Source organism: Moritella sp. F3, from assembly GCF_015082335.1.
In the GTDB taxonomy this organism is placed as follows: Bacteria; Pseudomonadota; Gammaproteobacteria; order Enterobacterales; family Moritellaceae; genus Moritella.
Window position 1 is genome coordinate 13,803 of sequence record NZ_BLRL01000014.1, and the last position, 14,817, is coordinate 28,619.

Annotated in this window: 7 protein-coding genes; 2 read left to right on the forward strand and 5 right to left on the reverse strand. The window is 41.4% G+C overall.

Annotation, left to right across the window (positions count from 1 at the left end):
- Positions 1-23: 23 nt before the first annotated feature.
- From JFU56_RS18340 to JFU56_RS18360, 5 genes are all read right to left on the reverse strand, one after another.
- Positions 24-1,589 carry a glycogen synthase gene (locus JFU56_RS18340; protein WP_198438714.1) on the reverse strand — a complete coding sequence of 522 codons (1,566 nt, stop codon included), beginning with the start codon at positions 1,587-1,589 and terminating at the stop codon, positions 24-26.
- 171 nt (positions 1,590-1,760) lie between these two features.
- Entirely contained in the window at positions 1,761-3,089 is a 1,329-nt protein-coding gene (gene glgC / locus JFU56_RS18345; protein ID WP_198438715.1) for a glucose-1-phosphate adenylyltransferase, read from the reverse strand.
- A gap of 95 nt (positions 3,090-3,184) precedes the next feature.
- Complete coding sequence (locus JFU56_RS18350; RefSeq protein ID WP_198438716.1) at positions 3,185-5,683, reverse strand: glycogen/starch/alpha-glucan phosphorylase; 2,499 nt, start codon at positions 5,681-5,683, stop codon at positions 3,185-3,187.
- A gap of 31 nt (positions 5,684-5,714) precedes the next feature.
- Entirely contained in the window at positions 5,715-8,021 is a 2,307-nt protein-coding gene (glgB, locus tag JFU56_RS18355; protein WP_198438717.1) for a 1,4-alpha-glucan branching protein GlgB, read from the reverse strand.
- 34 nt (positions 8,022-8,055) lie between these two features.
- Positions 8,056-8,376, reverse strand: a complete 321-nt coding sequence (locus JFU56_RS18360) for an isoamylase early set domain-containing protein (protein WP_198438718.1) — start codon at positions 8,374-8,376, stop codon at positions 8,056-8,058.
- Between the two features lie 526 nt (positions 8,377-8,902).
- Between JFU56_RS18360 and JFU56_RS18365 the strand changes: the two genes are divergently transcribed.
- Positions 8,903-11,737 (forward strand): HD domain-containing phosphohydrolase, encoded by a 2,835-nt coding sequence (locus tag JFU56_RS18365; RefSeq protein WP_242066015.1) that lies wholly within the window; start codon positions 8,903-8,905, stop codon positions 11,735-11,737.
- 277 nt (positions 11,738-12,014) lie between these two features.
- On the forward strand, positions 12,015-14,762 hold the full coding sequence (locus tag JFU56_RS18370; RefSeq protein ID WP_305798257.1) for an HD domain-containing phosphohydrolase: 2,748 nt from the start codon (positions 12,015-12,017) through the stop codon (positions 14,760-14,762).
- The last annotated feature ends 55 nt before the right edge of the window (positions 14,763-14,817 follow it).

The window sequence follows — 14,817 nt, forward strand, 5'->3', positions numbered from 1 at the left end:
GCTTTTATATTGCTTATAGAGATTTAATTCGTATAGAGTAGTTCTAAATATTGTTTAGTGCTTTCTTGCCAGCTAAAGCGTGCTGACTTTGCGTTGTCTGCGATCTTAGCCCATGTCTTCGGCTTACTTGCGTGTAGTTTGATTGCATCATTAAAGGCTGCGATTAAGTTATCACTTTGTTCTTGCAGTGATGAACCGTTAAAGCTAAAGCCATTTTCTAAATGCTGAACCGTGTCTTTCAAACCACCAACCGCGTGCACAAGGCAAGGTTGACCGTCACGCATCGCTAACATCTGGCTAATACCACAGGGTTCAAAAGAGCTTGGCATCAAGAACAGGTCGCCATGTTGATACATTTGATCTGACAGTGCTTGGCCATAACCATTCAAGAATAAGAAGTTGTCATGGCTTGCCATTAGCTGCATGAATTCAAATTCAATTTGTGTATCACCCGAACCCAGAATAATTAGTCGACCATTGACGCGAGCAAGATCATCAAGCAATACCGACAATACGGTTTTACCTTGATAAGGTTGACGTAACAACAGTGCTTTTTGATCGGTTAAACGACCAATGCTTGTTACCAAGAAGTCAGTAAACGGTGCTTGGCTATTCCAGTTATTAATTTGTTCGTTGGCAAGGTAATGAACCGTCTTAAGCTGTGCAGATTGTGCTAACCAACGCTTAACTTGCTGCTGTGCTGGTGCGATAAAAGTACTTAACGCGGGCTTTTTAGCGCGTTTTTTACTTACCGTGTCCGTGTACTCACAACCATTTAAAATGCCGACTAAGCGACCTTGCTGTTTGGCTGCTGCTAAATCTTGCTCTAGACCTTCACCGCCAAAGAAACCATTCGCAGCATCGCTAGCGTGTAATACTTCTTCAGCGTAAGTAGGCGATACAACATGGACTTTATTCGACAGATTGATACCAGCGCGCATCGGGTTATAACAATGGGTATAACGCGGATCGCAAATAAGGTTTTGATCAAAATTAAGTGTCGGGAACCAATGGCGTAAACTTGATTCATCGTCTGCAAATGGGCGTATGCCTTGCAAAGCAATGTTATGTACAGTGTAAACAGTATGAATGTTTGCAAGCTGTTTATACTGTGGTGCATATTGGTTTAATACTGCTACCGTTGCGCTGTGCCAGTCGTGTAAATGTAATACATCAGGTCGCGTTAATTTCGACTCGATAAGCAGTTGGCATATCGCAAGGTTAAATAGCGCATATTTAGTTGCATCAGTCGCAAAAGGGCGATTGCCTTCATCATGGCTGTAAACGTTACCGCCTTGACCAAATAGCGGATGTTGAACAACAAACTGACGCACTTTGTTCTGTGTTTCAGGGAAGAATAGCTCGAACAAAGTAACCGTTTCTATTTGGCCTGCAAATTCTACATCGACACTTGCAAGTTGGCGAGATTCAAACTTGGTTGCGTAATGGCCATAATCAGGGATCACAACATCAACACTTACATCATGGGCAGGTAAGGCTTGTGGTAAATCGCGAACGACGTCAGCAACGCCACCAACTTTAGCACCTGGTATCGCATCATTTTCGGCTGCTATCATTAAAACGTGCATGAATAAATTGTCCTTAAAGCAGAATAGTGAAGTTGTGTTATTAGACGAACTTGTAAAATTAGACGTACTTGTAAAGCTAAAGTTATAAAACAAAAATAGCAATAAGTCACTTAGTTAAGTGACTTATTGCTTATTAAGTACTGTTTATAAAGTACTGGACATCGTGATTGTTTAAACCAGTGCAGCGTCTTGTTTTTTAGCTTGCTCTGCGGCTTGTTCTAATGCGGCCTTGGCTTGTTTTGCAGCCATGTATTTCAGCATGTCTGAAGTCACAAGCGTGATGCCTTTTGGTGAAACTCGGAAGCCATTGGCAATATCTTGCTCTTTATCATGACCAACGATTAAACCTGCAGGTAATATACATTTACTATCAACGATAGTACGGCGTAATTGACAGCTTTCGCCAATGTCAGCACCCGGTAAAATAACCGACTCTTCAATCGTTGAATATGAATGTACATGCACGTTAGAAAACAGCAGTGACTTACGGATTGTAGAGCCTGAGATGATACAACCACCAGATACTGTTGAATCAACTGCCATGCCGCGACGTTCATCATCATCAAACACGAATTTTGCTGGTGGTAGTTGCTCTTGGTAAGTCCAAATCGGCCAGCTTGAATCATAAAGGTCAAGCTGTGGTTCTGGTGTAACCAGTTCCATGTTCGCTTCCCAGAATGAATCCAGTGTACCTACATCGCGCCAGTACGGTTGTTTGTCGCTATCAGGGTCGCTGAATGGGAATGCAAATACGTCACTACCTTCAATGATTGATGGAATGATGTCATTACCAAAATCACGGTCTGATGTTTCGCGTGTCGCATCTTTTTCTAGCTGTTCGAATAGGAACTCAGTATTAAATACATAGTTGCCCATTGACGCTAAACATTGACCTGGTTTACCTGGGATCTCGTTTGGTTGTGCTGGTTTTTCATTAAATGCTTTAACACGATTTTCACCATCAACCGTCATTACACCAAATTGACCCGCGGCTTCTTCCGTTGGTACTTCGATGCAGCACACTGTCATATCAGCGCCGTTTTCTACGTGCTTAGCAATCAGATCACCGTAATCCATACGGTAAACATGGTCACCTGATAAAATCATCACGTATTTTGGCATTTCTGCGCGGATAATATCCATGTTTTGGAATACAGCATCTGCCGTACCTGAATACCAGTCGTTACCGTAACGCTGTGATGCTGGTAAAATCTCTACGGATTCAGACAGTTCTTTCTTGAAATGTCCCCAACCACGGTTTACGTGACGGATTAATGAATGTGATTTGTACTGTGTTGCAATACCAACACGGCGGATCCCAGAGTTAATGCAATTAGATAATGGGAAATCGATGATACGGAATTTACCACCGAAAAATACCGCTGGTTTTGCGCGCCAATCAGTCAATTCATGTAAACGACTGCCTCGGCCACCTGCAAGGATAAGGGCGTAAGTATCTTTAGTTAAGTTACTAATATAACGATGTGCACCTTGTGACATATTACTTCTCCATAAGCTTTTTGTCGGAATTCGGTTTATATAAAGTGGCTAAATCATCAATGACATAAACCACTTAATAAATTTTGTTCAGGGCGTTACACACTCAGTGGTGTGAGGGCCCAGATGTCGTTGTTGTATTCATTAATGGTTCGGTCACTTGAGAACGAACCACTTGCTGCAGTATTTAAAATACTTAATCGTGTCCAAGCTTCTTTGTCTTGATAAACAAGTGCAGCAGCCTGTTGTGCTTTACAGTAATCAGCGAAATCGTGCGCCACTAACCATTGATCATGTTCATTTAAAATTGAGTCTATTAATGGTTGGAATAAACCATTTTCAAACAAGTTGAAGTGACCGCTATTGAGTAATGCCATGACGTTATTCAAGTTATTATCGTTGGCAATAATCTGTGTTGGGTTGTAGTGCTCGCGGATAGCGGCAACTTGCTCGCTGCGCGCACCAAACAAGAAGAAATTATCTGCACCAACGGCATCACGAATTTCAATGTTGGCACCATCTAACGTACCGATAGTGGCCGCGCCGTTCATCATGAATTTCATGTTGCCGGTACCAGATGCTTCTTTACCAGCAGTCGAGATCTGTTCTGACAAGTCTGTTGCCGCGCAAATCGTTTCCATTGCCGTTACGTTGTAGTTCGGTAAGAAAGCAACACGTAACCAGGACTGTGCTAGCGGATCGGCGTTGATGGTTGCTGCGACATTGTTGATTAACTTGATTGTTAACTTAGCAATGAAGTAACCCGGCGCGGCTTTACCACCAATTAATACACAGCGTGGCGTCATGCCTTCAGTATCACCACGACGAATGCGGTCATAAAGATGGATAACATGCATAATGTTAAGCAGCTGACGTTTGTATTCGTGCATACGCTTAACTTGTACGTCAAACATCATGTTGGTATCGAATTCAACACCACAAGCTTCTTTGACTAAATCAGCTAGTTGTTGCTTGTTCTGCTGTTTAACATCCTGCCATTGAACATGAAACTTCTCGTTGTCGTAGTAACGGCGTAGTTTACTGATCTCGCTTAAGTCTCGCGTCCAATTATTACCGATCTTGTCGCTAATCAACTGGCTTAATTTAGGATTACAATGCGCTAACCAGCGGCGTGGAGTAACACCATTGGTTTTATTGTTAAATTTGTTTGGCGTCAACTGATAGAAGTTGTTAAACAAGCCTTCGCTCAGTAGTTGGGTATGCAATGCCGCCACCCCGTTTACCGAGAAGCTGCCTACGATTGCAAGGTAAGCCATGCGTACTTGTGGGTCGTCGCCTTCTTCGATAATTGACAATGCGCGTTGCTTGTCAACATCACCAGGCCACTGACATGCGACTTCTGTTAAGAATCGAGCATTGATTTCAAAAATGATTTCAAGTACGCGAGGTAATAGGTGTGAGAATAAACGCACAGACCATTTTTCTAATGCTTCAGGCAACAACGTATGGTTGGTATAAGCCATCGTCGATGTCGTGATCTGCCATGCCGCGTCCCAATCTAAATCGTGTTCATCCAGTAATAGACGCATTAACTCAGCAACTGCCACACTTGGATGGGTATCGTTAAGTTGGAATACGTGGTACTTAGCAAAATCAGTAAAGTCGCTACCGTGTACTTTTACCCATTCAGCAATGATGTCTTGTAAACTCGCTGAAGTCAGGAAGTATTGCTGACGTAAACGCAGTTCTTTACCATTTTCACTGGCATCGTTTGGATACAATACCATGGTGATTTGTTCAGCTAAGTTTTTACGCGCAACGGCTTCGGTATAACTACCGGCGTTAAATTCGCCTAGATCAAACTCATCTGTTGCCGCTGATTTCCATAAACGTAATGTATTCACAATATCGTTTTGATAACCCGGTACAGGCACATCATATGGCACAGCTAGTACGTCTTCAGTACCAACCCATTGGTGATGGGTGTGGCCTTCTTTGTCTTGGTAAGTTTCTACATGACCAAAGAACTTAACGCGGCGGTTATGCTCTGGTGCTGCAACCTCCCAAGGATGTCCATCACGTAGCCAGTTATCTGGATGTTCTATTTGATGACCATTTTCAATGCTCTGGTTAAACATACCGTATTCATAACGGATGCCATAACCGGTAACTGGTAATGCTAAGCTGGCGCAGCTATCAAGGAAACAAGCAGCTAGACGACCTAGACCACCGTTACCAAGACCTGCATCGTGCTCAGAATCAGCAATTGTTTCTAATTCGCAGCTGTACTGGTTCAGCCCTTTGCGTACGCTGTCTTCTAAATCAAGGTTCAGTACTGCGTTACCTAATGCACGCCCCATCAAAAATTCTAATGATAGATAAGCTGCGCGGCGGGTAGGTTGTGCTTGCTGTTGTTTTTTGGTGGCGCGTGATTTTTCCATCAGGCGGTCACGGATTGTTAATGCAAGCGCATGGTATAAATATTGCGGAGATTCACCCACTTCATCACGTCCTAGGGTGTAATGAAAATGACGCTTTAAATCTTCAGGCAAGGTGCTGGCATTAACCACTGGCCCATTTTTTGCCTCTAACTTGCAAACTTTGTTTGCTTTAGATTTTTGTTTTTTTAATGACATATAACTTCCTTTATTATGACATTTGGGCTGATTATTGGTTTTTAGTTATCGCTAATGGTTTATTCGTTTTGGGCGCTAGGTATACCGTTGATAACGGTGGCAGTGCGATACAAATACTCTGGTTAAAACCTTGCCATTCAACATTCTCAGCTGTGTAGCTTGTCTGCGTGGCAAAACCACTGCCGCCAAATTGGCTATCATCGGTATTCACCAGTACTGCATATTCGGCAAGGCTTGGCACACCAATGCGATAGTATGATTGGCACGCAGGTGTCATATTTGATACCACGGCAACATGTTCGTCTTTCGCTTTGTTGTAACGTAAGAAACTAAATACTGACTGTTCAGCGTTGCTTGCATCAATCCAATCAAAGCCTTGGTGATCAGTGTCTAACTCAAACAAGGCTGTTTGATGACAGTAATTGTTATTTAATGCTTTTATGAGATCTTGCACACCCTGGTGCGGTGATTGCTCAAGTAAATGCCAGTCTAAAGATTGGTCGTGATTCCATTCTTCACGTTGGGCAAACTCACAACCCATAAACAATAATTTCTTACCTGGGTGCGCCCACATGAAACCGTAATAAGCGCGTAAATTAGCAAATTTCTGCCAATCATCGCCAGGCATCTTGTTAAGCAGTGAGCCTTTACCGTGCACAACTTCGTCGTGGCTTAGCGGTAAGATAAAGTTTTCACTAAATGCATAAGCGAGTGAGAACGTCATTTCATGGTGGTGATGTTGGCGGTAGAGTGGGTCACAGCTCATGTATTCTAAGCTGTCATTCATCCAACCCATGTTCCATTTGTAACCAAAACCAAGGCCGCCTTGGTCGACAAAGTTAGTCACACCAGGCCAAGCTGTTGATTCTTCGGCAACCATCATGATACCTGGGTGATTTTTATAACAACGTTGGTTTACTTGTTTTAATAATTCAATCGCACCAAGGTTTTCACGGCCGCCGTGTTCATTCGGGATCCATTCACCTTCTTTTCGGCTGTAATCGAGATACAGCATAGAAGCAACTGCATCCACACGCAGACCATCAATGGCAAAGTTATCAAACCAAGCAAGGGCATTGGAAATTAAGAAGCTTTGTACTTCTGCACGATCATAATTGAAGATGTGGGTATTCCAATCTGGATGGAAACCTTGACGTTTATCCGCATGTTCAAATAGGTGTGAACCATCAAACTGAGCCAAACCATGATCATCAGCAGGGAAGTGTCCCGGCACCCAATCGATTAATAAACCAAGGTTAGCAGCATGACAGGCATCAACAAAAAATTGGAAGTCAGCTAAGCTACCGAAGCGGCTGGTTGGCGCAAACAAACCCACAGGTTGATAACCCCAAGAACCGTCAAATGGGAACTCACTGATTGGCATTAACTGAATGTGGGTAAATCCGAGTTCTTTAACATAAGGTACAAGCTGTTCTGATAATGCTTTGTAGCTTAAAAATTGATTGTTTTCGTCACGTTTCCACGAACCCGCATGTATTTCATAGATACTGATTGGTGCGTTAATCGCATTGCGTTCTGCGCGTTGTGCCCAGGCTTTAGCTGGAGATTGCTGCCAAGTCGCAGACGTTGATTTAGTGGGTACGCATGATGCTGTTTGCGGGCGTAACTGCATTGACGAAGCAAAAGGGTCAGCTTTTTCTAAGCGTTCACCACTGTCGGTGATAATACTAAATTTGTAATTGTTATCTTCATCCGAGTCGGCGATATCGGCAATAAATATCTCCCAGATCCCAGCACCTAAGTGTTTTCGCATTGGGTGACGGGTGGTATTCCACTGATTGAAATCACTGATCACACTGACGGATTGCGCATTGGGTGCCCAAACAGTAAATCGTACGCCTTCAATGTTATCGGTGGTAGTCCAATGTGCACCTAGATGACGTTGCGCTTGCTCTAACGTACCTTCGTTAAACAGGTAAACTGCATTTTTATCTAGGGTGGATGAGAACTTGTACGGGTCTTGTTCTGCAACGGTTGAAAGTGGGTAGGCGATTGTTAATTGATAATCAGCATTATACTGTTTAGCGGATAGAATCAGTACAAACAGATCGCTAGTGCCGACACGCTGATAGCGTAATTGTTGGTTTTTGTCTTGATAATAAACGTGCTGAGCGCCGGGAATGAATACTTTCAATTCGTATTCATTTTTACTTATTTTATGTGGACCTAAAAAAGCAAAAGGGTCATAAAATCGACCTTGATTAAGCGCATTTATTTCATTGTTAAAGCGTGTATCTGCGTTAGGTTCTATTGTTACAGATCTCGAGGTTGTAGTTGCAGTACTTGAAATCGTTGCCGTAGTCGAAATGTCACTCATGATCCGTCCTGGATTAAACGTGTTGATTAGCTATTTATACGGTGCGTAACGTTGATACAACGCTATTCTCAGTACCGTAAGCATTAGGTAAATATAAATCGGCGTTATGATCGTTTTGCCATTCATTACTGTTAATTAAGTAACGAAAATGAAATTGTTGATTTTCCGGTAGACGAACTTTGGTGCGGAAGACGTTGTCTTTTTTGATGAACTTCATTGGTAATGCTTGCCATTGATTAAAGTCGGCGAATAATTCGACCGTATCACTATTCATCAATGCTGGGTTGGCATCACAGGCGAATTCAAAGGTGACATCAGCTTCTGCTTTGGTCTTAAAAAAACGCTTTTTTAACATGTTATCTTCCTTGTTATATGTCGTATCTCTAATAACTTAAATCAAGTTTCGTTTAGCTGTAAAAATCAAGCGAACCCAACTAAATGAGTATTCATATATGGGTATTATTATCGGTTTTTTAGCTTGTTTAAAGTTTTCAATGGCTTTTTTGTGATGTAAGTCACAATGAATATCTTTCATTCGTAACTGCGTGTCATTTCTTACGGGCGGTTAACGGAATTTATTTATAGTAATGAAAAATCAACTGATTAATGATGCTTTTAACCTGGACGGATGAGTAAGGAATTTATGCTGTATAGCCAATGTTATGGCGATACAGCATAGTTTGTATTTCAAGCTAATATGATATTTATTAATATTTGTGATGCTTTGTTGAGCGTGAAAATATCTTTGATTTATGACTGTATAAATATGGTTATTCAAGTTTATGGATTTGACACTTATTACGAAAGCGTCATATGCGGGCTGGCATTTAAAGGTTATTCTAGGCAGGTGACTACACTTTATATTTACGGGTTGGCAAGGCATGCGTTCGGTTTCATTTCGCTGGTATATTTCAGGTATTTTTCTTTCTATTGCATCCTTACTGAGTGCTGTGCTTATTTATGTGAGTGTCGATAATTCACAATCGGTCTCGATTTCGTTATCTAAAGATATCGTCAAAAATTATTCCAATGAACTGAAAGTCGAATTAGACGAATTGTCTACACCACTCATCACTTTGCTTAATACCTTGGCAAACACAGGTTTTACTGAAAAAGAGTTTAATGAGCAGCCTACCGAGTGGTTAGAGATGATGCATATGCTACTCTCTAAAAATAAACATATCGCGTCGTTTTATATTGGTAATAACGATGGTAATTCTTATCTGATTCGCTCGTTGTACAGTGAGACTGATAGGTTACGTTATGCGGTGCCAGATACAACGGTGCTAATGCTCGATATTAACCTTAACAATGGTCAGAAACGCTCTATCTATTTTGATCAACAGATGCGCCGTATTGGCTCGAAGCGATCACACAGTAATTATTACGACCCACGTACGCGTGATTGGTTTAAGAATGCCAAAGGCGATATGGACATTCACATGGTCGAACCTTACGCCTTTTATTTTTCACGTCGTATTGGTATAACGTTCTCAAGAATGTTGAAAAATAAACAAGGGGTTATCGCGGTAGATTTCACTTTGGATTCACTCACCGATATTATCCAAAATTTAGAATATTCAGATAATTCCAAGGTTTTATTACTCACTGCTTCAAAGCGTATTATTTCAAGTAATCAAGAGCTAGAATTAGTTAATGGTGAGGAGTTATTCACGGCGGAAGAACTTGAAATTGCCGAATTCTTACCTGACTTTAACGACATTAAAATAGAACAAACTTTGTTTAGTACTATATTTTGGCAAGGACAAGACTGGGAACTCGTCGTCACACCACTTGAAATCAGCAGTCTCGATGTGCTGTACCTCGTTAACTTTGTTGCCTATAAAGATTTATTATATAGCTCATCAATACTGCAAAACGAACTGATGATTATTTCTTTAATTACCGTGTTCATTTCTTTTCTTATTATTTTAGCTATGACCGAAAAGATCGCTAAGCCTCTGACTTACCTGACCAAGTCTGTTGAAAACATTCAGCGCTTTAGCTTTAAGCGTAAGGTATATAGAAAATCAAACATTAACGATATTAATGATCTTAATGAAGCCATGAATTCGATGGAAAATGTGTTGGTCGACTTCTTCCAAAATCTCAGGGATGTTGCTCGCTCGACAGAGTCTGAGCAGTTGTCAACGTCGATGGTAACGCAGGCAAAAGCAATTCTAGCTTGCGATGTATGTCAATTATTTGTCAATTCTCCCGCGGATCGTGATGCATTTAGAATGACTGCGAACTCCGATACCGTTGCGCCCTTCGATGTGCAAGGGCTGCACGCGTATAACAAAGCTATTTTTTCCGATTCAATTTATGAACTAGACCGTAATGACAGTAACTTAGTATTTTTAGGCTCGGACTGTACCAAGGGGTTTATTATTCCATTGTTAAATCGCTCGGATGTGCATGTAGGAGTGTTAGTGATTGGCTTTAACAGCGATATAAAGACCTATTCCCGCGATCGTATTCACTTTGTGCGTGAGTTTTTAGCTTTTAATGAGATTGTGCTGGAACAACTTGAGCAAGAACATGAGCAGCGCGCGTTATTTCACTCATTTGTAGAAATGATGGCGACGTCCGTGGATATTAAGTCTCCTTACACGGGTACGCATTGTCAACGAGTACCGAAAATCACCAAAATGATCGCCAAAGCTGCAGAGCAAGATAAGCAAGCATTTCATGATTTTTCATTAACAGAAGCAGGCTGGGAAGAGTTGCTGGTTTCTGCGTGGTTGCATGATTGCGGTAAAGTAACAACCCCCGACTATGTGATGGACAAGGCCACTAAACTTGAAACGATTTATGACCGTATTCATGAAGTGAGAATGCGTTATGAAGTGCTTAAACGTGACGCTGATATAGCCTATTGGAAAGCCGTTGCCCAAGGACAAGATAAACTGAGCGCAAAAGCTACTTGCGATGAACAAAAAGCCACGTTAGAAAATGAATTTGAATTTATTGCCGAGTGTAATATTGGCCATGAAGACTTGCAGCCTGAATCGATAGCGCGCTTAGAGAAAATTGCCCGTCGTACTTGGCAACGTACGCTGCCTGATAATATCGGCTTATCACAAGAGGCATTAGATAAAGCGGATTCTGCGACACAGGAGTTACCGATCACTGAATCACTATTGGCAGACAAGCAAGCTCATTTATACCCTTGGCAAGAAAATAAACGGTTAGAATCACAGAGTAAACGTGAATTCAAATTAACCAAGCCTGAGCACCAGTACAATCGGGGTGAGTTACACAATTTACGTGTAACGACTGGCACATTAACGGCTGAGGAACGCTATAATGTTAACGACCATGCGATTCAAACATACCTGATGCTCGATCAATTACCCTATCCTGAACACTTAAAAAATGTGCCGCTTATTGCTGGTTCCCATCATGAGAAACTGAATGGCAATGGCTACCCACTGCAGCTGAAAGGTGAGGAGATCCCCCTTGGTGGGCGGATGATTGCCATCGCTGATATATTTGAAGCCTTGACGACCGCAGAGCGGCCATATAAAAAAGCCAAAACGTTAAATGAGTCATTAATCATTATGGCCTCGATGGTCAAAAATGGTGAATTAGACGCAGACTTATTCGAGCTATTTATTACTCAAGGTATCTATCAACAATATGCAGATGAGTACTTAGCCGAATCACAGCTTGATAAGGTCGATATATGTGCAATTAAAGCGGCGTTGAAATAAAATTAAGCGTACACCCGTTAGCTAATCGGCTGTTTTAAGCTGTACTAGCGACATTATTAAGTGAAATATTATCGTTTTATAAAGGGCCGTATAGAAAGTATATTTATTCGATTTTAAGCCGTTATTTCATATCTTTCACGGTAATGAAGGACTATTATAGCGCCACTTTAATAGATGGAAGTGTAGTGGTTTGATAATGAAGTCGATGTCATTTAGGCGATATATAGCAAGTATATTTATTTCGATCATATCTTTGCTGAGTGGCGCGTTAATCTATGTGAGTGTCCAGCATTCACAAGATATATCAAGAACCTTATCGAAAGATATCGTGACCAACTACGCGGAAGAACTGTCTGTTAAAATTGAAAAAGTTACCTCTCCACTCAGTACACTCTTAAACACCTTGGCGATGGGGCGGTTTACTGCTCGCGATGTCGGGACGCCTGATCCCCTTTGGCTTGGTGCTATGACTGAGATACTGGAAAAAAATCAGTATCTCGATTCGATGTATTTTGGTAAAGAAGATGGCAGTGCTTTTCTGTTCCAACCGCTGCATGACCTAAAAACTAAACAAACGTTATCAGCGCCTGTCGATGCGCGTTTAATGGTGCGTTATTATATTCTCGGCGCACAGCGTATTCAGTTTTATGATTTAAATATGAAATTAATCAAAGAGCTGAACATTCGCAGTGATTATGATCCGCGTGAACGAGTTTGGTATAACGAAGTAAAGAATAATGACCAAATCTATATGACAGGGCCATATAACTTCTCTAACCCGGCGCAAGATGGCATTACTTTTTCACGTAAAACTCGCACTGGCGATGCCGTTATTGGTGTCGATCTTACCTTAGATAAATTGACTAAATTAGTGCAGTATTTTGAATTCTCGATTAACTCTAATATCTTTCTACTCAATACTGAATCGCAAATCATTGGCAGTAATCAGCTATTCTCGCTAATGATGGGGAAGGATTTATTTACAGCGAAGGATCTTGAGTTTGATAAACTGGTTCAGGAATTTGAGGTGGAAAATGTAGCAACGCAGTCGGCAAAAACCGTTGTTTGGCGAGGTAAAACGTGGGAATTAATGATATCTCCGTTAACGCTTGCAGATAATAGCATGTTGCGTGTCGTTAACTTTGTATCTCATGATGATTTATTTGAAGCTTCATCAAGCCTGCGTAACGACCTGATTATCATTTCGATTATTTCGGTTATTATCTCATTTATTATTGTGCTGTTTATCGCTCGTCGTATTGCTAGTCCGCTGACTTATTTAACTGACTCTATTGAAAACATTCAACGTTTCCGATTTCAACGTAAACGCTACCAAGCTTCCCATATTCAAGAAATTGATAAGTTAAATGAAGCAATGGGTTTGATGGAAAATGTATTATTAGATTTCTTTAATAATTTGCGTAACGTTGCGCGTACGTCACGCCCTGAAGAGCTGTCTGAATCTATTGTAACGCAAGTAAAAGAGATCTTGTCGGCGGATGACTGCCAGTTATTTACCAATACGCCTGATAGCCGTGATGTATTTACACTGTCTGCGAAGTCGGGAGTAACAACCGATTTTAACTTACAGTGTTTATACAACCACAATCCCGAGGCTTTTACACAGTCCATCTATGAGCTAACTGCAGATGAAGCCAATCATATCTTTACGGATATGTCGTGTCATTCAGGTTTTATTATTCCGTTATTCAATCGTAATAATGATAATACTGGTGCGCTATTAATTGGCTTTAACCTAGATATCACTGATGATACCCGTAATCGATTACGTTTTGTGCGTGAATTCATTGGCTTTAATGAGATTGTATTAGAGCATTTAGAAAAAGTAGACGAGCAACGAAAACTATTCCATTCATTCGTTGAAATGACGGCAACAGCTGTCGATATTAAATCACCTTATACCGGCGGTCACTGTCAACGCGTGCCAAAAATCACCAAGATGTTAGCCAAAGCGGCCGCATCTGATACCGATAAGTTCGCAGACTTTTCATTAACGTCAAAAGGCTGGGAAGAGCTATTAGTCGCCGCATGGTTACATGACTGCGGTAAAGTAACAACGCCCGATTACGTGATGGATAAAGCGACAAAATTAGAAACGATTTATGACCGTATTCATGAAATTCGTATGCGATATGAGGTCTTGAAGCGTGATGCTGAGGTTGTTTATTGGCAGTCGATTGCAGAGGGGATGGATGCAACCCAAGCGCAACAAGTCTGTGATAATTTGAAACAAGAACTTGATGATGAATTCGCCTTTATTGCTAGCTGTAATCCGGGCAGTGAATTTTTAGATCCAGAGAAACAGCAACGTTTAGCAGACATTGGTGAGCGAACCTGGCTACGTACATTGCCTGATGATATTGGCGTCTCGCAACAAGAATTCGCTAAAAAACGTCATGCTAGCAAGACGCTGCCGATTACTGAGAAGCTCCTTGCCGACAAACCAGAGCATTTATTTGTCTGGGAAGAGAAGAAACAGTTACAAGCAAACAGTAAACGTGATTTTAAAATGCTGCAGCCAGAGCACCGCTATAACCGTGGTGAACTGCATAATTTAATGATCAAAAGTGGGACTTTGACTCCCGAAGAACGTTACAACATTAATGATCATATCGTACAAACCTATCTCATGCTTGATCAACTGCCATACCCTGAGCACCTTAAGAATGTACCGCTTATCGCGGGTAGCCACCATGAAAAAATGAATGGCCAAGGTTATCCACTGCAGTTAAAAGGCGAAGAGATCCCTATCGGTGGTCGCATGATTGCAGTTGCGGATGTATTTGAGGCGCTAACGGCATGTGATCGTCCCTATAAAGCAGCGAAAACCTTAAGCCATTCATTGAAGATCATGGCGTTCATGGTTAAAGATGAGCACCTTGACGGCGATGTGTTTGAGCTGTTTTTAACACAAGGTATTTATCAACAATACGCTGATGAATTCTTAAATGTGGAACAGCTTGACCATGTGGATATTGAGTCGTTACGTCGTATCTATCTCTAAATTCATATCCTTGGTAAAAGTGGGTGTTTTTTTGATGTTCACTTAGCTTAAAAAT

Excerpts from the sequence above, each read along its gene's own strand:
- JFU56_RS18350 (WP_198438716.1), bottom strand. The coding sequence starts at position 5,683 with ATGTCATTAAAAAAACAAAAATCTAAAGCAAACAAAGTTTGCAAGTTA.
- JFU56_RS18340 (WP_198438714.1), bottom strand. The coding sequence starts at position 1,589 with ATGCACGTTTTAATGATAGCAGCCGAAAATGATGCGATACCAGGTGCT.
- JFU56_RS18365 (WP_242066015.1), top strand. The coding sequence starts at position 8,903 with ATGCGTTCGGTTTCATTTCGCTGGTATATTTCAGGTATTTTTCTTTCT.
- glgC (WP_198438715.1), bottom strand. The coding sequence starts at position 3,089 with ATGTCACAAGGTGCACATCGTTATATTAGTAACTTAACTAAAGATACT.
- glgB (WP_198438717.1), bottom strand. The coding sequence starts at position 8,021 with ATGAGTGACATTTCGACTACGGCAACGATTTCAAGTACTGCAACTACA.
- JFU56_RS18360 (WP_198438718.1), bottom strand. The coding sequence starts at position 8,376 with ATGTTAAAAAAGCGTTTTTTTAAGACCAAAGCAGAAGCTGATGTCACC.